The organism is Nostoc sp. 106C (assembly GCF_002154725.1).
Taxonomy (GTDB): Bacteria; Cyanobacteriota; Cyanobacteriia; order Cyanobacteriales; family Nostocaceae; genus Aulosira.
Map to the genome: position 1 here is coordinate 130,669 of NZ_MTAW01000089.1, position 20,111 is coordinate 150,779.

The 20,111-nt window shown below is 42.1% G+C and carries 13 protein-coding genes; 7 read left to right on the plus strand and 6 right to left on the minus strand.

Going from position 1 to position 20,111, the window contains the following annotated elements; translation table 11 throughout:
* The first annotated feature begins 116 nt into the window (after positions 1-116).
* From BV375_RS10620 to BV375_RS10635, 4 genes are all read left to right on the plus strand, one after another.
* Complete coding sequence (locus BV375_RS10620) at positions 117-1,307, plus strand: iron-containing alcohol dehydrogenase family protein (protein WP_086760161.1); 1,191 nt, start codon at positions 117-119, stop codon at positions 1,305-1,307.
* A complete protein-coding gene (locus tag BV375_RS10625; protein ID WP_086760163.1) occupies positions 1,304-2,485 on the plus strand; it encodes an aspartate aminotransferase in 1,182 nt (393 codons plus the stop codon). The genes BV375_RS10620 and BV375_RS10625 overlap by 4 nt, the downstream gene beginning before the upstream one ends.
* A gap of 881 nt (positions 2,486-3,366) precedes the next feature.
* Entirely contained in the window at positions 3,367-4,101 is a 735-nt protein-coding gene (locus BV375_RS10630) for a Crp/Fnr family transcriptional regulator (RefSeq protein WP_086760165.1), read from the plus strand.
* 155 nt (positions 4,102-4,256) lie between these two features.
* Positions 4,257-4,667 (plus strand): response regulator, encoded by a 411-nt coding sequence (locus BV375_RS10635; RefSeq protein ID WP_086760167.1) that lies wholly within the window; start codon positions 4,257-4,259, stop codon positions 4,665-4,667.
* A gap of 35 nt (positions 4,668-4,702) precedes the next feature.
* On the opposite strand, the gene BV375_RS10640 is transcribed toward BV375_RS10635, so the two are convergent.
* From BV375_RS10640 to BV375_RS10645, 3 genes are read right to left on the minus strand one after another with little or no spacing between them, the layout of a single operon-like run.
* Positions 4,703-5,881 (minus strand): hypothetical protein, encoded by a 1,179-nt coding sequence (locus tag BV375_RS10640; protein WP_086760169.1) that lies wholly within the window; start codon positions 5,879-5,881, stop codon positions 4,703-4,705.
* Positions 5,882-5,897: 16 nt separating this feature from the next.
* On the minus strand, positions 5,898-6,158 hold the full coding sequence (locus BV375_RS35920) for a hypothetical protein (RefSeq protein WP_143842056.1): 261 nt from the start codon (positions 6,156-6,158) through the stop codon (positions 5,898-5,900).
* The gene (locus BV375_RS10645) at positions 6,155-7,585 is read right to left on the minus strand and encodes a hypothetical protein (protein ID WP_086760171.1); all 1,431 of its coding nucleotides are present in this window, start codon (positions 7,583-7,585) and stop codon (positions 6,155-6,157) included. The genes BV375_RS35920 and BV375_RS10645 overlap by 4 nt, the downstream gene beginning before the upstream one ends.
* Before the next feature lie 320 nt (positions 7,586-7,905).
* Between BV375_RS10645 and BV375_RS10650 the strand changes: the two genes are divergently transcribed.
* Entirely contained in the window at positions 7,906-8,886 is a 981-nt protein-coding gene (locus BV375_RS10650) for an aldo/keto reductase (protein WP_086760173.1), read from the plus strand.
* 414 nt (positions 8,887-9,300) lie between these two features.
* Here BV375_RS10650 and BV375_RS10655 read toward each other — a convergent pair whose 3' ends face one another.
* Positions 9,301-15,132: an ATP-binding sensor histidine kinase gene (locus BV375_RS10655; protein ID WP_086760174.1), complete on the minus strand. Its 5,832-nt coding sequence runs from the start codon at positions 15,130-15,132 to the stop codon at positions 9,301-9,303.
* A gap of 793 nt (positions 15,133-15,925) precedes the next feature.
* Complete coding sequence (locus BV375_RS10660; RefSeq protein ID WP_086760176.1) at positions 15,926-17,287, minus strand: 50S ribosome-binding GTPase; 1,362 nt, start codon at positions 17,285-17,287, stop codon at positions 15,926-15,928.
* Between the two features lie 306 nt (positions 17,288-17,593).
* Between BV375_RS10660 and rbsK the strand changes: the two genes are divergently transcribed.
* On the plus strand, positions 17,594-18,520 hold the full coding sequence (gene rbsK / locus BV375_RS10665; RefSeq protein ID WP_086760178.1) for a ribokinase: 927 nt from the start codon (positions 17,594-17,596) through the stop codon (positions 18,518-18,520).
* Positions 18,521-18,722: 202 nt separating this feature from the next.
* Here the strand turns inward: rbsK and BV375_RS10670 are convergent, their stop codons facing one another.
* Positions 18,723-19,154, minus strand: coding sequence for a nucleoside deaminase (locus BV375_RS10670; protein ID WP_086760180.1), 432 nt, complete (start codon positions 19,152-19,154; stop codon positions 18,723-18,725).
* Between the two features lie 17 nt (positions 19,155-19,171).
* Here BV375_RS10670 and BV375_RS10675 point away from each other — a divergent pair, with 17 nt between their 5' ends.
* Positions 19,172-20,095, plus strand: a complete 924-nt coding sequence (locus tag BV375_RS10675; RefSeq protein ID WP_086760182.1) for a nucleoside hydrolase — start codon at positions 19,172-19,174, stop codon at positions 20,093-20,095.
* Positions 20,096-20,111: the final 16 nt, after the last annotated feature.

Consider the following 20,111-nt stretch of genomic DNA (forward strand, 5'->3'; position numbering starts at 1 on the left):
TGAGTCATAGGAATTGCTAATGATGGCAAACAGCATAACTTATAGCTATTCGGCATAATCGTTATTTGTATTTTTAATTTGATTAAGGAATATCAAGGTTTTGGCAAACTAGTAATATGCCCAATCAATTTTCTACTCAAACCTTGTCTACTCAAACATCTAGTTCATTATTGACGCTAGCGATCGCGCCTGCAAAAGTAATTCGTGGTTCTAGCATCTTACAATCGGCATCAGCAGAAATCGCCAGTTTGGGAAGTCGTCCCTTAACTGTGGCGGGCGATCGCACTCTTGCCATTATCCAAAAGAGTTTGCAACCAATTTTAGAACAACGACAGTTACAATTAGCCCAAGCTGACTATGGTGCAGATTGCTGTGAAGCCAGCCTCAAATCTTTAGCTAAGGCAGCAAAAGCACATAAAGCGGATGTGATTATCGGTTTTGGTGGTGGCAAAGCTCTAGATACAGCTAAGTTATTAGCGCATCAATTGCAATTGCCAGTGGTGACAATTCCCACCTCAGCAGCTACCTGTGCGGCTTGGTCTGCCCTCTCGAATGTGTATTCTGAAGCAGGGGCATTTCTTTATGATGTGGCATTAGCTCGCTGTCCCGATTTACTGATACTTGATTACGACTTGATTCAAACTGCACCACAGCATACTTTAGTAGCTGGAATTGGGGATGCGATCGCTAAATGGTACGAAGCTTCTGTAAGTAGCGGACACTCACAACAAACTTTAACCATTGCCGCAGTTCAACAAGCACGAGTTTTGCGGGATATTTTACTGCAAAAGTCAACCGCCGCCTTAAACGAACCAGGTAGTGAGATTTGGCGAGAAGTTGTAGATGCCACAGTTTTAATGGCTGGGGTAATTGGTGGACTAGGAGGCGCGCAGTGTCGTACCGTTGCTGCCCATGCTGTGCATAATGGTTTAACTCATATTGCCGGACATAGCAGTATTCATGGTGAAAAAGTTGCCTATGGAATTTTGGTGCAACTGCGTTTAGAAGAAATGGTACAAGGCAATCAACTAGCAGCAGCGGCACGGCAACAATTGTTGAAGTTCTATGCAGAGATTGGATTGCCACAAAAATTAAGTGATTTGGGATTGGGCACAATTACCTTAGCCCAACTGCAAACAGCAGCTGAAATAGCGCTAGTTCCAAATTCAGATATCCATCGACTACCGTTTAAAGTGGCGCTGGAACAATTAATGGCGGCGATGGTTTCTACCACTGCACCAGTAGATAGTCGAGACACGGTAAATCGTGTCTCAGTCAGGGGAATAAGTGACGAGGTTGAGGAATGAGTTTGGATTGGATTGTCCCAGCAGAACGCATACAGAAGCTACCACCTTATGTATTTGCCCGTCTTGATGAATTGAAGGCAAAGGCACGGGAGCAAGGGTTAGATTTAATTGATTTGGGGATGGGAAACCCTGATGGCCCGACACCACAACCGGTGGTAGAAGCGGCAATGCAAGCTTTGCAAAATCCCGCCAATCATGGTTATCCACCTTTTGAGGGGACTGCTAGTTTCCGCCGTGCGATTACCAATTGGTACAATCGCCGCTATAGTGTGACTCTCGATCCCGATAGCGAAGCCTTGCCGCTACTGGGTTCTAAAGAAGGATTAGCTCATCTAGCGATCGCTTACATTAACCCTGGTGATATAGTTCTTGTACCTTCTCCCGCCTACCCCGCCCATTTTCGCGGCCCGGTAATCGCTGGAGGGCAAGTTTACAGCTTGATTCTCAAACCAGAGAACGACTGGTTAATTGATTTAGCAGCGATTCCCGATGAAGTTGCCGAAAAAGCGAAAATCCTCTATTTCAACTATCCCAGCAATCCGACAGCTGCTACTGCACCCCGTGAATTTTTTGAAGAAATCGTTGCTTTTGCCCGCAAATATGAAATTCTCTTGGTGCATGACTTATGTTATGCCGAGTTAGCTTTTGACGGTTATCAACCGACTAGCTTGTTAGAAATTCCCGGCGCAAAAGAAATTGGTGTAGAGTTTCACACCTTATCGAAAACCTACAATATGGCGGGTTGGCGTGTGGGGTTTGTGGTGGGGAACCGCCATGTGATTCAAGGTTTACGCACTTTGAAAACCAACTTGGACTATGGTATTTTTGCTGCCTTGCAAACCGCAGCCGAAACCGCATTGCAACTACCAGATGTCTATTTGCATGAAGTCCAACAACGCTACCGCACCCGCCGCGATTTCCTCATCCAAGGGTTAGGAGAGTTGGGTTGGGATATTCCCAAAACCAAGGCGACAATGTATCTCTGGGTAAAATGTCCTGTGGGTGTTGGTTCCACAGATTTTGCCCTTGATGTCTTGCAGCAAACTGGTGTTGTAGTTACCCCTGGTAATGCCTTTGGCGTTGCAGGCGAAGGATATGTCAGGATCAGTTTAATTGCAGATTGCGATCGCTTGAGCGAAGTTTTGCACAGGTTTAAACAAGCTGGGATTCATTACTGATATCATTTTCATCCATGATAACTAGACGCGAGCGATCGCGTCTTTTTAGTATTTATAGCAATCCAATTTGATTCCTAAACCACTCGTAGAGGCAGGGAACGCAGAAGAAGTTATAAAGGTGTACCTAGCTTCAAAAAAATCAAATAAACCTCGTCCATTTTGAAGCCTGGAGTAGTACGGGACGCAAAGCCCACTACGAAGAGCAGGGAGCATCTTGCTCCCACCACTTTTAAAACTATGGTTCTCAAAATAAGTAGAACGGTGTGGAAAAACAAAACTATGTTTTGAAAAATAAAATAGACTTAAACCCTCTTCCCTCCTGCCTTCTGCCTCCTGCCTCATGCCTCATCCCAACAATAAATATTCACGCCGACCTACTTAGATGTGCTTTACATAACTTTGATCCAAAACTAGTGATACAAATCTAGTTTTTTAACTCGTATTGTTACAATAAATTGTGATTTTATCAACAATTTTTTTTCATATTTAAATCAACTTTATTAAATAGAATCAATAAATCATTAATAGAATTTTTCTCACAATTATTTTGATTTTTCATCACATTTGTTATGTTAAAAAAATTATAAGTAAGCTACAATAGAAGATAAAGCTATGGCTAAGTATAGCCGTAGTCACATAAGTTAGGACATTTTGAAAGCGTGAATGCTAGGACTAGCACTAGTTTTACCTTCTGCCTTCTGCCTCCTGGCTCCTGCTATAGATAGAGGCACTGTAGATTGTGCCTTGTGTGATTGATTCCAGTGAAGTAAATAATTTGGCTCTGGAAAATACATTTTTTGACATTAAGAAAAGATTCGTAATTCTTCTTTTTATGCCTTGAGTGAATTTTTCTACAGGCAATTAAATTAAGGAGAATATTAATGTCAGTAGATAATACCTTAACACACCCAAAAAACAAGCTGCTTGCAGCTTTGCCATGTACGGAATATGAACGTCTTGCGCCTCATTTGCAGATAGTACGGCTCTCAAATCAACAAGTTATTTACGACATAGCAGAACCGATCGCATACGCTTATTTTCCCCAAGGTTCCATAATTTCTGAACTTGCCATGATGGATGATGGTTCTACAGTGGAAGTGGCTTTAGTGGGACATGAAGGTATGGCTGGCATTCCTATAATTTTGGGAGACAATATTTCATCCATCAAAGCTATTGTGCAGATCCCAGGCTATAGTGTGCGGTTAAATGCAGATGTACTCAAAACCGAATTTGATCGGGGTGGATCTCTGCAAAGACTGCTGCTGCGCTACGTACAAGCTGTAATTACCGAAATGGCGCAGGGAACAGCCTGCAATCGTCTTCATAGGTTGGAGAAGCGGTTGAGCCGCTGGCTGCTGAAAGTTTCTGACCGTCTGGGATCGCAAGAGTTTCCTCTTACTCAAGAATTTATTGCTGAAATGCTAGGTGTACGGCGTTCTGGTGTTACTGTCGCGGCTGGTATCCTTAGCCAATCAGGAATAATCAGCTACCACCGCGGTTACATTACTATATTAGATAGAGAGGCTTTGGAAGCCACATCCTGCGAGTGTTACCGGATAGTGAAAGCCGAATTTACTCGGTTATTGGGCGATTTGCCTGTGTGCAAGCATAGATAAATATTTTTATATTTGTATGTGCGAAATAGGACAGACATCTACTTCTGAGTGCGTTTAACTTTAATATGAGTGTAGATTAAAATGCTTTTCAGATGAGCAGTGCATTTGGATATAATTGCTACTCCAATTTTTGAACTTTCATTACGGTCGAAATCATGTTTAAGAAACCTATTTCGTTTAAGGGTTTACGCTTACTTGTGGTTGATGATGACCTTGATACAAGAAAGCTACTCACCATCCTGTTTGAATTGGAGGGGGCAGAGGTTATAGCAGCCACTTCAGCGAGCGAAGCTCTAGAAATAATCTTATGCTTCCAAGCAGATGTTTTAATTAGCGACATTTGCCTCCCAGATGAAGATGGCTATTCTCTGCTGCGGAAAGTCAAAAAACTTGACTTAGAGCGAGGTAGAAAAACCCCAGCGATCGCACTCAGTGCTTATGTTATGGATGAGGATCGGAAAAATGCATATTTAGCAGGTTATCAAAAGTATCTCCAAAAGCCGATTAACTTAGATGAGTTAGCTAAGGCAGTTAGTGAGTTAGTTCAACTCCAGCAGTATGCATGAAAAAGCACAAGAGCAAATAAGCAATGCCCAATAACTCATTTTTTAGCTTTTTTCCTAGCAGCATCTCGTACTTGTTGATTCATTAAATAGCCAAAGCCAGATGTCTCCAACCGCAGCACAAACTCTTCACGGGTGTTACCAAGCGCCTTAGCTGTAGCATCCAGGTTCCAGTTATACAAATCTAGCTGACTGAGTAAATAAACTCGACGAGTTTGGGCGGCAGATAGGCGATAAGTTTTCAGATACTCCAGTTCTCCATTCTCCCGAACGATCGCTTCTCCAATATGGTTTTCTTCTTTGGGAAGCAGGTTAGTGATAAATCTTTGCAGGACAAATGGGCCAGCAGTGTAAACTATCTGAGAACGCAGCTGGCGCTGTAACAGTCCTTCTGCCATGAATCCCTGAAAAGATGCCCAATCGAATCGCATTTTAGCGATCGCACTTCTCAAATCTGCCAAACTATTAATTTTAGACTCATTGACAGATAAATCCATTGGAAAAGGCGTGTCGAACATCAGACTGTACTCATAAATCAACTCGCCGTAGAAGTCCTCTAGTAAACTGGTGTGCAAAGCCCGATAGTCTTCTGGGGTGGGAACCACAAATGCTGATGCTAAAGTCTCGGCAACAAATACCAACACCCCAACCTGTCTGGGATGAATCTCAAATACACGCAAAGCGTCTTCCAATCCCGCAATATAATGTCCACTGAAAGACATTTCGGAGCGCGAACCCAGTCCGTGGGAAAGAGCATACTTAGAATACTCACTCCAAGCAATATCCGGGCCTGAGAAAAACAGTGAAAGAAAACCTTCCATTGCCAAGTGTAGAGGAAGAAATCTCAATTGATTCTTGGATTCGCGCTTGGCCATACGATGCATCAACCGCACGCTTGCACAACCACAATCCAAACGCTTACCGTCAGGCTTTAGCATCTGTCCGCCAAATGTGGCTATGGGGTTACCATCCTCACTCCAGGAAATTACTAAACCGTGGGGCACATAGGAGTAATATTTCATCCCTGCTTCCGCGGTTTTCCCTTCTAAGGAAACAATAGTTATGTCTTCGTTGTAACCACGTCGCACTAAACGTAAATCTCCCCGCACCTCACGCCGCAGTAGCGGTACAATGCGGACTGCGCCCCGGATTTGGGAAGGTGCAATTTCTAAACCTTTTAAGGATATATCTGTTAATAATTTGTGTTTGGTTGCCATATTTAAGAATCAGAATTTATATCGAGTAGCTAGTAAAGTTTGTAGTGTTACGCCGTAAGCTAACGCACTCTGGATTGTTGACGGTGCGTTGCGCTACGCGACAACACACGCTACTAGAGACAAAAGAACCACTTTTACCCTCTTCTTTGCGCCTTTGTGTCTTTGCGTGAGACAAAAAAGATGTAGTTGTTCTGCTCAAAAGCGCAACTCTCGACATCAAAGGTGCAACTTTCAGCCTCAAAGGCTCAACTTCCGACCTCAAAGGCTTACCTTTCATGTTTCCATCAACATTTGTTGCACTCGTTCAGCTAAATATGCTTCTAATTCTGATAAAGGTGCAGAACCATCAGCAAAACGAGCAAAGCCTAGCATGGTCGGTAAATCTTCTGCATTTCTCAATCCCACTGTGGGGATGGATGGGCTGAGGTTACGCAAAGAAAAATCTTCCGAGTTAAATACCGGATTGCAATGGATGATGGAAGTCCGTCGCCAGGGATCTAACTTAGTACGAAAGACCCGCAAAACTTCTGCTGCACCTTTGGGTGGATAGTTTTCGCAGCCATCAGAGACAATCACAACCAAATCTGCGCCAGAACCTAAAGCTGCTAATAGTGGTGTTGCTAAGTCAGTTTGTCCGTAGGGACGTACCTGCAAAGCGTCTTCTACGGGTATTGTCCAAAAAGGACGATATTCTTTTGATGCTGCTTGTAATAAATAGTGAGTAGCCAGGGCTACGCCCAAAGGACGGCGGCGCTTTTCACTCGATCCCGAACTGGAATAGCTACAATCTAAAACTGCTGCAACTTTACCGAGTTTTAAAGGCGCTTTTTTTAGCACAAAACGCGCCGATCTCTCTAAAGCTTGGTGAAAAACATCCCTTTGTTGTTTTCTCGTTTCCAAAGGCAACGACAGGATATACAATGCCAACTTAGTAAGAGGCAAGCGTCCTAAATCTAGATCAATTTCCACTTTCTCAGTACGTTCCGCTGCACCTTGCAAACGCAACTTTTCACCCACAGTCATCTGCTGTTGAATTCGGGTTAAAAACACATCGCGCTTAATATTGTGCTTAGTTGCCAATCCCTCTGCCACAGTAAAAGGCAAATTATAAATCGCTTCTGCACTGTAGTGTGCTTGGCGAAACTTCTCAAATAACTCAGTTGTGTAAACCTTTTGTTTCCAATTGCGGAAGAGAAAAGTACCCAATTCACCTTGAAGTTTCAGGTGCGCATGAGATGCGATTGCTCTTACCTTTGGGCGATACTTCACAGCATCAAAACTCACATCACGCCGCATACTCAGATAATCACGCGCGATCGCCCGACTACGACGGTTGTTAATTCGGCGGTGACGCAACTGCTGCAATACACCCCAAGCGCGTTGTGGTGGCAAAGCATTGAGTGCATGGGCAATTAATGCTCCTTCCTCTGCCTTATGTTCTGGCAATGTATCCTTTCCCGTTGCCAACAGCTTCAGGATAATTTGCGCTTGGTTGAAATGGTTAATCCCTGCTGCCAAGGAACGTGCATAAAGCAAGCGGTAATTACCGAGAATATAATCATGTAAAAAGTCTATTGATACTCGCTGACCATAAGCATCATCGTAAAACTCACGCTGTCCGGTGCAGGCAAGACAAGCATTGATAAACATAACTAAATCTTCTCGCGCCACCTGTTCAACGCGGTTAGTAGAGTTAGCAGTCATAAGAATAAAGTAAAAAAATATACGAATAATTATCTTTAGTTTTAGATTGGAGCATCGTATTACACAAAATTTTGGATTTAATGTTTCAGCGATCGCTTAAATATCCCCAAAATAGGTACATATCTAAAAAGTAGATATATAGCCTTATAGAAGGTATTAGAGTTTTGTAATACAAATGTAACACGCATCATTTTCAAACAGCTACACCTCGATCGTTGTTCGCTTCTCATCCCAACAGCTAAGGATAGTGCCCAATTGCCTGATAATGAACTTTGAGAAACCTTGTTTTCAGGGAATTAGGAAATCTACAGCGAGTAAATATGCAGATTAGCCAGGAACTATCGCTCCCAACTATGGGCTGTGGAACTTGGGCATGGGGAAACCAGTTGCTCTGGGGATACGATCAAAGCATGGATAACGAGTTGCAAGCCGTGTTTAACCTTTGTGTTAGCAACGGTGTAACTTTATTTGACACGGGTGATTCTTACGGCACTGGCAGATTGAAGGGACGCAGTGAGATACTTCTGGGAAAATTTTCTAGAGAATATCAAGGTATTAACACAGAAAAAATTTGCATAGCTACTAAGCTGGCTGCTTACCCCTGGAGATGGACAAGTCAATCAATGGTACAAGCTGGCAAAGCTTCTGCCCAACGCTTGGGAAGAAATGTAGACTTAGTGCAAATGCATTGGTCTACAGCAAATTATGCTCCTTGGCAAGAAGAGAGGCTTTTGGATGGACTGGCTGACCTTTATGAGCAAGGATTAGTCAAGGCTGTGGGATTATCTAATTACGGCCCTAAACGCCTCCAACGCGTGCATAAGAAGTTTAGCGATCGCGGTGTGGCGATCGCGACTTTGCAAGTTCAATACTCTCTGCTATCTACATATCCTGTGATCCAACTAGGACTTAAAGATGTTTGCGATCGCCTGGGGATTAAACTTATTGCCTATAGTCCTTTGGGATTGGGGCTATTGACAGGAAAATATTCCAAGACAGGGCCTTTTCCTAAAGGTATCCGCGGTTTATTGTTTAGGCAGTTATTGCCAGGTATCGACCCGCTTTTAGCCTGTTTGCGAGAGGTAGCACAATCTAGAAATAAAACTATGTCACAGGTAGCAATTAACTGGTGCATCAGTAAAGGAACTATTCCTATCCCTGGCGCAAAGACCGTGAAACAGGCACAAGAAAACATTGGCGCTTTGAATTGGCAGTTAGATTCTGGCGAGATAGCAGCACTCGATCGAGCGGCTGATAGTGTAGATAAAAAAATGGTACAGAATATTTTTCAGACTAAGTGAAATAGCTCTAAATCAAACTTTTTTTGTATAGTAATATCCCTATATAGTGCCTAAACTCTCTTTTTTGAGCCTGATGACTCAACACATTATCAAACCGTTGACACCATCTTTCAAAGCATGGAGGTATTGCTGCGGGAGTGAGTGGTTTATTTCATCAGCTTCTTTCAATGTAAAAGCTGTGCTGTTTAATCATTTTACTCTTTTTAACTTTTCTGTTTTGTTTAAGTAGAAAGGTGTGGAAAAACAAAACTATGTTTTGAAAAATCAAATAGGCTTAAACCCTCTTCCCTCCTGCCCTTCGGGTTCGCCAGTCGCTCATGGGGGAAACCCCCAAGACCGCGCTGGCTCACCTTCTGCCTTCTGCCTCATCCCAACGATAAATATTCACGCCGACCTACTTAAGTCCCGATAAATTCATACTGGAATCTCAATAATAAATTCTGTTCCTTCGTTCAAAACAGAGTGACAACTCAACTTGCCGCCGTGGGTTTCTTCCACGATTTGTCGAGCGATCGCCAGTCCCAATCCAGTTCCCTTCCCCACAGCCTTAGTAGTAAATAAATGGTCAAATATTTTTTGTTTAACTTCTTCATTCATACCTTTACCATTATCAGCAATTACAATTCTCAGAATTTGATTTGATAATGAAGTTGTAATTTTGATGTAGTTAGGCTTGGCTTGAATTTCTGTAAATCTCTTGCCAATATTTGATTCTTCTAAAGCATCAATGGCATTGCTTAGAATATTCATAAACACCTGATTTAATTGCCCAGGGAAGCATTCAATTGGCTGGAAATTATTATACTCAGTTACGACTGCAATTTCTGGACGTTGCTCATTTGCTTTCAGGCGATGTTTGAGAATTAAAATTGTACTATCAATGCCTTCATTGATGTTAAATGTCACTTTATAATCTTTATCGGCACGGGAGAAAGTTCTTAAGCTGGTGCTGATACTTTTTAATCGTTCAGCAGCCATATCCATTGCATCGATCATTTTTGGTAGGTCTTCTAAGCTATAGTCTAAGTCAATTTCTTCAGCATGATCGAGAATTTCTGCTTCAGGATTTGGTAGAGCTTTTTGATATAGTTTTAGGTGGTCGGTGATATCAATCAAAATAGGTTTAGCTTGTTGGAGACTAGCCGAAATAAAACCTAAAGGATTATTCATTTCATGAGCTACCCCAGCAACTAAGTTACCAAGTGCAGACATTTTTTCCTGTTGGATAATTTGCAGTTGGGCTTGTTGCAGTTCTTGAAGAGCATTTTCCAGTTCTTGAGATTTTTGCTCAATGGCAGCTTCAGCAAGTTTGCGATCGCTAATATCAATTAAAATACCATCCCACACCATTTCACCATCCTCGTCCAGTTCTGGCTGAGAAGCCGCTTTGATCCATTTGATATTTCCATTAGGTGCTACAATGCGCCATTCATGGCGAAATGGGGTGAGATTTTTCGCTGACTCCATAGTTAGGCGAAAAGCCTCTGCTCCATCGTCGGGATGTTCAAAATCACGCATACTACATTTCCCTGACATGAAATCTTCTGCGGCTACTTCGTAAAGTGTTTGACATCCAGAGCTAACGTAGGGAACTGAAGCTGAACCATCGGCTTTAATTCGGATTTGATAAATCATTCCCGGAACATTATCTGCTAGTTTCTGAAAACGGGCTTCACTATGCTGTAATTTTTCCAGAGATTGTTCTAACTGTTGTGCATAAATTTGTGAATCTTGATAAAGACGGGCATTATCTAGAGAAATGGCTGCTTGGGTACAAAGAAAGTTGAGAATGAGGATGCGATCGCTGGTAAATACACTACTAGTTGAGCGATTCTTCAAATACAAAATCCCAATTAAGTGTCCTTGATTGAGAATTGGCAAGCACAACAAACTTTTTGGTTGTCGTTGAATTAAATATTCATCAATTACAGGTAAATTGGTTTTGAGTTCGTCAATCATCACAACTTCTTGTGTGTTTTTGACGTACTGGATCAACTTGAGTGGTAAATTCGGGTTGTCCTCTAAAGGTTCGGCACAAAGTTCTGTAGTTTCAGTTGTAGCAATAGCTCTTACCAACCATTCTCCTTGAGTATTAGGTAGGATTAAGGCACAGCGATCGCCTCCAGAATGTTGCAGAATAATCTGTGTTAATTTGTGCAGCAGTTCATCCAGTTGAATCGTGCCAGAAATGGCTTGAGAGGCTTTGAAGATAGCAGCAAAATCGAGGGTACTGATGTTGGTGCTAGAAGAACGGCGCAAACCTGTGGGATTATGAACCGAGATAACGGAACTAAGGCTGCTCGATAGTGTTTCCAGCATATGCAGTGGTTGTACTCTCTGTTGGAGAATACCGTGTAGTAAATCAGGATAGCGGTTTTCTAAATCCTCAGCTTTGGCTTGTGCGCCCCAACGGGTGTAACAGTAGTATGCCTCCTGCATATAACTTGCGGCGACTTTCTGTCTGCCCCAATTCAGGTAAAATTTAGCTGCCAGTTCATTGCTGAGTGCTTCATCTTGCACATAACCGTGAGTTTTGGCTTGGGCGATCGCTAAATCGTAATGTTCCATTGCCTCAGCAAATTGACCAAGCACTCGATAGCGTTCTGCTGCCACAAGTGAAGAGCGATGTTGATGATTGAACGGAGCATGAGTAGCCCAAGTTTGTAGTTTTTCTTGATGAGCATTGATTCGCTCTAAAATGGCTGATTTTTCTTCAGCGTTAGCATCGGTGTAACGTGCTAGATGAATTAAAGCATCATAAAAAACCCGGACAACTACGATGAAATAGGCAATCACAGCATCACTATACTGCTCTGCTAAGGCTGCTTGTTGTGAGGCTGCTTTATATTCTCCGAACAAATAACAGAGAACAGCTTGATTGAGATGAAGATAGAATAACCCCGTGCGATTGCTAGTAGCTTGTAAGCTAGGCAAGATTTCGACGGCATTGAATACTTTGCCCTGTAAACAATAATGAACTTCAGCTTGTCCTAATAAGTTCAGAATCGCTTGCTGGTAACACTCTAAATATTTTAACGTTGCTTGTTGTTTGACCTGGCTGATGACTTGCTGATAAGTCTCCATTTCCTCAGCCAAATCATTTAATTCTCGACCACTCCAATAGCTATACTGACTATATGCCACTAAGTTCAACGCCACGCATTCCCAATCTCCAGTTTCTAAGCCGCTATGATAAGCTTCTAGCAAATATGGAATACTGTGATTTAATGGTTCTTTCCAGTGCCGAATAAAGCTGTTGACAATAAAGTAAGCCCTGCTTTTAAAAGCGTTAATCTGGTGTTGTTCTAGTAATTTTAATGAAAGTTGTCCAAACTCATACCCAGCATCAATATCCTCCATGACACCACAGAGAATCAATCCGTAGTCTGCATATGAAAAAATGGCAATAGGTGAATTTCCATACTGAATAGACATCTCCACTTGCTTGAAGATAAGTAGTGGTAGAAGTAGAGGAGCTGCAATATGTGCAGAAGGCACTAGTTTTGTCAAGATTTGCATAGCTGCCAGATGATGCGGCTCGCTCATCGCAGGCAAATCCAGCAAACGTAGGGGTTTACGACCTATCCATAGTTGCCTTGTCTGTTCGGCTGCTGCGCTAATATCTGCTATATTTGCCTGTATTGGAAATTCCACACCGAGTAATTTCAAAACTTGCAACCCAGTCTCAACTACTTCGGCAAATTTACCTTGAGACCGGAATGCCATCATTCGGACTTCATAGACTTTGATAGTATCTAGCAAAGAAGTGGCAGATTGCAACACAATCTCACCCCATGCTGCCAGCTTGTCAAAGTCTGTATTCAGGCAGACAGTTTCTAAACGCTCGTTATGCAGATTTAGGGTGAATTTATAATGTTTTGTCCAAGCATCGGCGGGCAGTAAGTCAATGCTTTGAGTGCAATATTTGACAGCAGCATTATAGGCGATCGCGGCTTTGGCTTTGCGCCCCGCCAGCAAATTCAGTTGAGCTAACTCCAGTTTTTTGTCAGGCTGAGTTATTAAATCAATGCCGATATTCAGGTGATTGACAATTTCAAAAATATATGTATCTAGTTGATTTACAGGTGTGTTCGCGTGCAATAATTGACCGATAGCCAGATGAGTAACTTGTTTTTGGTCATCGGGAATTAAAGAGTAAGCCGCTTGTTGGACGCGATCATGCAGAAAGCGATAAGTAACATTTTCAATATTATTATTAACTTCTTGCTCGTGGCTGAGATAAAACTTATAAACTTGACTTTGCGGTAAAATCAATCCTTCTTGCAAAACCTGCCACAAAGCATCTGCTACTTCCTGTGGCGACTGTTGTGAAACAATTGCCAAAGTAGTTAAATCAAAAGAGTTACCAATACAAGCAGCTAACTTCAGAATATTTTGCGTTTGTTTTTGCAATTTCTGTAACTGAGTCGCCATAAATTCCACTACATCATCAGTCACAGCTAGCGCATTGACTTGAGCAAAATCACATTCCCAATAACCCTGCTGGCGATTAAATTTAATTTGTTTATCTTCGTATAAAGCCTTGAGAAATTGCGTGATAAAAAAAGGATTGCCTTTAGTTTTGCGATTGATTAATTCTGTTAGGGGACGCGTTTGCTCTGTCGGACAATGTAAACTATCAGCCACTAACTGATTGGTATCGCTCAAGGAAAGAGGATTAAGAGTAATAGTCTTGACAGTCTTACCAGCTTTCTTGATTTCCTCCATCTTTAACATAAATGGATGTGCAGCTGACACTTCATTATCTCGATAAGCACCCAGCAACAGCAAATATTTTTGCTCTTCCATCAGCAGTTTAATTAACTGTAGAGAAGCCAAATCCGCCCACTGTAAATCATCCAGAAACATTACCAGTGGATGTTCCCTTGTGGTGAACACAGCAATAAACTTTTGAAACAGTAAATTAAACCGATTTTGTACCGCCGTTCCCGATAGTTCTGGTGCAGGGGGTTGTTTACCAATTACTTGCTTTAATTCTGGAATTACTTCAATCAAAACTTGCCCATTGTCTCCAACTACTTGCAGAATTTGATTGCGCCGCTGTACCAATTGTGCGTCTGATTCTGACAACAATTGCGCCATTAAACCGCGTAAAGCTTGCACAAAGGCGGACAAGGGAGTATTACGATTAAATTGATCAAACTTACCTTTGATGAAATAGCCCTGCTGACGAGTAATTGGTTTGTGGACTTCATTCACCACAGCAGTTTTCCCAATTCCAGAAAATCCTGCTACTAGCATGATTTCTGATGTACCGTAAGTCACACGCTCAAATGCTTGTAATAAACTAGCTACTTCTGCTTCTCTACCATATAATTTTTCCGGAATGAGGAAGCGATCGCAAACATCCCACCGACCAATCTCAAAATCTCTAATTTCTCCTATATCTCGGAGTTGAGCTAAACAAAATTCTAAATCACGCTTTAATCCCAAAGCACTTTGATATCTATCTTCGGCGTTCTTCGCCATTAACTTCATAACAATATCGCATAAGACTTTTGGTATTTTTTTCCTTATACTTTCTAGCTGAGGCGGCATTTTCGCCAGATGGCAATGTACCAACTCTATCGGGTCATCACAATTAAATGGTAATTCTCCTGTGAATAATTCATACAATGTCACACCTAAAGAATAATAATCGCTGCGGTAGTCTATTCCTCGGTTCATTCTGCCTGTTTGTTCCGGAGAAATATAAGCCAGCGTTCCTTCTAAAATATTTGGATTTTTAATTTCTGGCGTTTCTTTAGGCAAAAGCGAAGCAATACTAAAATCTATAAGCCTAACTTGTTTTGTTTGAGGATTAATCAAAATATTTGCTGGTTTAATATCTTTGTGAATCACAAAGTTTTGGTGTAAATCATGAAGAATCTGGGTTAATTGAATCGCAATCTCCAAAAATTCTTCAAGCGATAGGGTAGTATCTTTAATGTATTCTTTTAGTGAAATTTCCCCTCTGTCTTCCATCACTAAAATATAACTATTACCGTAGGCTTCTAGTGATAAAGGACGAACGATACCAGGAATGTTGAGATTTTTGCTAATTGTATATTGATTACGAAATTTTAATAGTTCATTGAAACTGGGATATTCAGATGTTAGAAGTTTAATGACGACTGCAAGTGATTCTTGCTCTCGGATAGCCCGATAGACTTTGGTTTTGTAGCCTGTATAAAGTTGAGAGCTTATTTGATATCCGGGAATGATAGGAGTGGAGCTTGCCGCCATTTCTACTGACCTCATGGTAAAATTTTACTTCCTGTACTTAGTATTCCCTGCCAGTATCTTAGTTTTTGCAAAACTATGAAAATCAGAACAACGTTATGGTGGCGTAGTTCTCAATCTCAGGTTTTGAGAATGTGTAACTGATAGAATAGTGTTGGTTCAAAGGATTGGTGATTTATCAGCTTCAACAACAAGCAACCGCATAGCATTGGAAAAGTGGTGGGCGAAGCCTTGCGATAGAGTTGATTTTTAGTAATACCAATTCCAGCAAAAAATGAGACAGATGCGTAGGTTGGGAAGCCACTTCACTCAAGTCGAGAAACCCGCCCACAGCGCTGGCTCCTCTTGACTCTTGACGACCTAAACAACTAAATATGCAATTTAGACGCGCATCAGCTTAACATGTATACAGCGTATTTCAAGTTGGTAAAGTACAGATACTCAATAGACTTCTTGCAAAAATCCGAATAAGAATAAAAAAACCACAGATGAACACAGATAAATATCGGTGTTCATCTGCGTTTATCTGTGGTTCGATATTCAAAAAATCGACTTATGCAAGAGGTCTAATCTCAAAATGTGGCATCAAGACTGTTTTACTTCTAAATTCTGAATCCTGAATTCTGCTGTATATTAAAAACTAAAATCCTTATCTTCTTTGCTACTCTGCGTCAGATAAATTATCCTGTAAATATGCAATCAAAAATTAGTGTAATTTTGAGGAATATCCTGAGAATTTGATAATTTACAACATTAAAATACTCAATTAGAGTTAGTTTTTTAAAAGCCCTAAAGACTACCCTTTAGGCTGAATGCCCTTAAACCGTTCTTGCGCTGCTTTAAAAGCTTCTTGCATCACAGACTGAATCTTTTTCGGGTCGGGTTTCTTACCACCCATCAAATCACCAAAGTATACACAAGCTGTTTCACCAAGCGACCAAGTGTAAGCCGCTGCCCAAGATGCAGCAATCACGCTGCCAAAACCAGGGACAAATTTGATTAACTCTCTTGCGATCGCTTGAGCTAGAAAACCACCTGCGATCGCACTTACAACTCCACCTGCTTGAGATGGTGTCAAAGTCTGCCCATACAAATTGCCCAGCGCAGTTACCATAGATACTTGCAAAGCAGTCAGCACTGGCATTGTCGCAAAAGGCAATGGTACAGCGGCAACGGTAGCTGCCGCGATCGCAAAGGGCAAAATGTAGCGGCGTCCCGTATCTCTGTAGAGGTTGCCAAGTTGCTTACCAGTTTCCTCTCGTTCCAATAACTGATAAATTGCTTTGGCTTCGGCTTCTGGAAGTAGTTCGGCTAAGTTATCTCGAAATGCTTCTAAACCATAAAATACCGGAGTGTAGCCATCTTCTTCTAAAGTGAAGTCGATGAGAACAGAGCGATCGCACACTTTAGCAAAATCTGCTTCGATTGCATCAAAGGCTCGATTCACTTGTTCATAATCTGGCGGGTAAACCGGATGATCGACTGTACCTGGAGGATAAACCTCATGCAAACAAGTAACTACAAGCAAGCAGGGAATATCTGGATACTGCTGACGCAAATCCTGGGCAATTTGACGCAATGTGTCAGTGGCAAAATCGTTAATTTTAACAGTCAAAATCAAAACTCTGGCACTGCGAGTTGATTGTTCTAGATCTCCAACCAACTCCTGAATAATTGTCTGAGTATCCTGCTTGACATCTCCCAATCCCACCGTATCTGTAAAAATCAGCAAAGGCAGGTCATCAGAAGGATAGGCATAGCGCTCGGTATGTTGCGTATGGGGGCGAAATCCTTGACCAACAATCTCAGGAGAAACTCCTGTCAATCCGCGCACAATCGAACTTTTACCCGCTTGGGGTTTACCAATCAACAGGGCTTCTGTAGTTGGCAATTCTGCTCGAACTGTCTCCAAAATCTCCGCAATCTGAGTTTCACTGACACTAAACCATTTAACAATCGTCTGTGCTACTTGGTCTACGGGTAATAATTGCACTAGGCGAGGTGTTGCCTTTTGCCAAACATCAGCAATCCGGTTTTGCCAAGAATCATCAGCAGGTTTCGCCGTGGGCAGAGTTTCCGACTCCAAGCGATCGCCAATAGATTCACTTAACTGCTGAGAATCCGCTGACAGTGAATCAGCATCACGTTGCTCAGTCATTGGTATCAAAACGGCAGATAGATGCCACACTAAATCCTGTCTATTATTTTAGGATGCACTGCCATTAGTTGCTATTTGTCAGGAGTTATATTTGGCATAGCACTCAGAAGCGTGTAATTTCCTACAAGATTGTCGCGACAGTTCTTTCATGTCTAGCATTAAAGGATTTTTATATTGTTGCTCACCACAAAAGTAGAGAAATACTTGGTTATTTGAGTAAGTGCGTTCGTCATCCGCGCAGTGTCGTTAATAGTAGTAGGCATCGCCTCTTGTAGCATGAGGCTAAGTACTTTTAAAATCAGCATCATGAGTATTATTGTTTTTGGCAGCATCAATATAGATTTAGTAGCGACAGTACCCCGATTGCCAATCGCTAAAGAAACACTATTAGGGCATGAGTTTTTTGAAGTACCAGGCGGGAAAGGCGCAAATCAAGCAGTAGCAATGGCACAGTTGGGAATTCCAACTCAAATGGTGGGGCGTGTAGGCGCAGATAGTTTTGGCACAGAATTGATTAACAATTTGCAAAACACTGGTGTCCGGACTAACAATATTCTTGTAGATGAGACTGTCAGTTCTGGAGTTGCGATTATCGCTGTAGATGACAAAGGTGAAAATCAAATTATTGTCATTCCTGGTGCTAATGGGCGTGTCAATCAAGAAGATGTAGCGCGATTGTCCCATTTATTACCAGGAAGCTCCGCACTACTATTACAATTGGAAATTCCAATTTCTGCTGTGGTAGCTGCTGCCAAAGTGGCACGCCAAGCAGGAGTGAAAGTTATTCTCGACCCTGCACCCGCACAATCTCATGTGCCAGATGAACTTTATTCATTAGTAGATATCATTACACCAAATGAGGTGGAAGCAGGGCAATTAGTAGAGTTTCCGGTAAATACAGAAGAGTCGGCAAAAAAAGCCGCAGCGGTTTTATTGCAAAGGGGTGTGAAATGTGCGATCGTCAAACTCGGTGCTAAGGGCGTTTTCTGTGCGACTGCTGAGGAAAGTTTTTTTGTACCAGCGTTTCCAATTCAGGTGGTTGATACGGTTGCTGCTGGTGATGCCTTTAATGGCGGTTTAGCAGCAGCACTTTATGAAGGAGTTTCTTTACATCAGGCGGTTGTTTGGGGTGCAGCTGCGGGTGCTTTGGCTGCAACAAAACCAGGGGCCCAAACTTCTTTGCCTGATAGGTTAACGCTTGATGCGTTTTTGAAGGAGAAGGGTGTTTCTTGAACCGCAGAGGACGCAGAGAGGGGATGAGGGGTACAAGGGAGAAAATGTCACCCGATACAATCGCATTACATCGCTATGCATTAACATTGTTACCTGATACAATCACATTGCATCCGGATGCATTAACATAGCACGCTAATATTTCCAGGCAAAGGAGATGAGGGATACAAATAATTAATGCCCTATGCTCAATGCCCCATGCCTACTTCCCAATATCCTCATTCCACAGTTCGGGATTAGTTTCAATAAACTCACTCATCATTTGTTCGCATTCATCAAGGCTGAGATCGATTACTTCTACGCCGTGAGATATCATAAATTCTTTAGCACCAGGAAAAGTTCTGGATTCTCCCGCGATAACTTTTTTAATACCAAATTGCACAACTGCGCCAGCGCACAAATAGCATGGCATTAATGTTGAATAGAGTGTTGTACCTCTGTAGTTGCCAACTCTCCCCGCATTGCGGAGACAATCAATTTCGGCGTGAGTAACAGGATCGCCATCTTGTACACGCCTGTTGTGTCCTCTGCCGAGAATTTTGCCATCCTTGACAAGAACCGAACCAATGGGAATTCCACCTTCTTGTCTGCCTTGTTTTGCTTCTTGAATTGCAGCTTGCATAAATTCATCCATTATTCAATTCTCCTTGTATGTCAAAACAACTCGTATTAATGGATCACGATGGTGGTGTAGATGATTATCTAGCAACTATGCTGTTGTTGACGATGGATCGTGTGGAACTACTTGGTGTTGTTGTCACTCCAGCTGATTGCTATGTGCAACCAGCTGTTAGCGCTACACGTAAAATCTTAGATTTGATGGGATTTTCTCATATCCCGGTAGCAGAAAGCACAGTGCGCGGTATCAATCCTTTCCCCTATCTCTATCGTCGTGATTCCTTTGTCGTTGATCATCTACCAATTCTCAATCAAAGCGAAACTATTAATACGCAGTTGCTTAGTGAATCAGGCCAAGATTTTATGGTCAGAGTTTTGCGTCAAGCGGCTGCACCAGTAACTCTGATGGTAACTGGGCCTTTGACGACAGTGGCGGTGGCTTTAGATAAAGCACCAGACATTGAAGCGAAAATTCAAAAGATTGTCTGGATGGGGGGTGCGTTAAATGTCCCTGGTAATGTAGAAAAGAATTGGGAACCAGGACAAGACGGTTCTGCGGAATGGAATGTTTATTGGGACCCAATTTCAGCAGCGCGGGTGTGGGAAAGCCAAATTGAAATTATTATGTGTCCTTTGGATTTAACTAATAATGTACCTGTGACATCAGAGTTAGTGCAAAAAATGGGACAACAGCGCAATTATCCGATTTCTGATTTGGCAGGGCAATGTTATGCATTAGTTATCCCCCAAGATTATTATTTTTGGGATGTGTTAGCGACGGCTTATCTTGGACACCCAGAATTTTATCAACTGCGAGAGTGGGAAACAGAAATTATTACTAATGGGCCTAGCCAGGGGCGTACTAAGGTAGTCCCTGGAGGTCGGAAAATTTTGGCAATGGATAAGGTAGATAAAGAAGCTTTTTACGCTTATATTTTGCAGCAGTGGGCACGCTGAATTGTAGATTTTTAAG

Coding starts and splice junctions, on each gene's coding strand:
- BV375_RS10620 (WP_086760161.1), top strand. CDS start 117: ATGCCCAATCAATTTTCTACTCAAACCTTGTCTACTCAAACATCTAGT.
- BV375_RS10625 (WP_086760163.1), top strand. CDS start 1,304: ATGAGTTTGGATTGGATTGTCCCAGCAGAACGCATACAGAAGCTACCA.
- BV375_RS10630 (WP_086760165.1), top strand. CDS start 3,367: ATGTCAGTAGATAATACCTTAACACACCCAAAAAACAAGCTGCTTGCA.
- BV375_RS10635 (WP_086760167.1), top strand. CDS start 4,257: ATGTTTAAGAAACCTATTTCGTTTAAGGGTTTACGCTTACTTGTGGTT.
- BV375_RS10640 (WP_086760169.1), bottom strand. CDS start 5,881: ATGGCAACCAAACACAAATTATTAACAGATATATCCTTAAAAGGTTTA.
- BV375_RS35920 (WP_143842056.1), bottom strand. CDS start 6,158: ATGAAAGGTAAGCCTTTGAGGTCGGAAGTTGAGCCTTTGAGGCTGAAA.
- BV375_RS10645 (WP_086760171.1), bottom strand. CDS start 7,585: ATGACTGCTAACTCTACTAACCGCGTTGAACAGGTGGCGCGAGAAGAT.
- BV375_RS10650 (WP_086760173.1), top strand. CDS start 7,906: ATGCAGATTAGCCAGGAACTATCGCTCCCAACTATGGGCTGTGGAACT.
- BV375_RS10655 (WP_086760174.1), bottom strand. CDS start 15,132: ATGGCGGCAAGCTCCACTCCTATCATTCCCGGATATCAAATAAGCTCT.
- BV375_RS10660 (WP_086760176.1), bottom strand. CDS start 17,287: ATGACTGAGCAACGTGATGCTGATTCACTGTCAGCGGATTCTCAGCAG.
- rbsK (WP_086760178.1), top strand. CDS start 17,594: ATGAGTATTATTGTTTTTGGCAGCATCAATATAGATTTAGTAGCGACA.
- BV375_RS10670 (WP_086760180.1), bottom strand. CDS start 19,154: ATGGATGAATTTATGCAAGCTGCAATTCAAGAAGCAAAACAAGGCAGA.
- BV375_RS10675 (WP_086760182.1), top strand. CDS start 19,172: ATGTCAAAACAACTCGTATTAATGGATCACGATGGTGGTGTAGATGAT.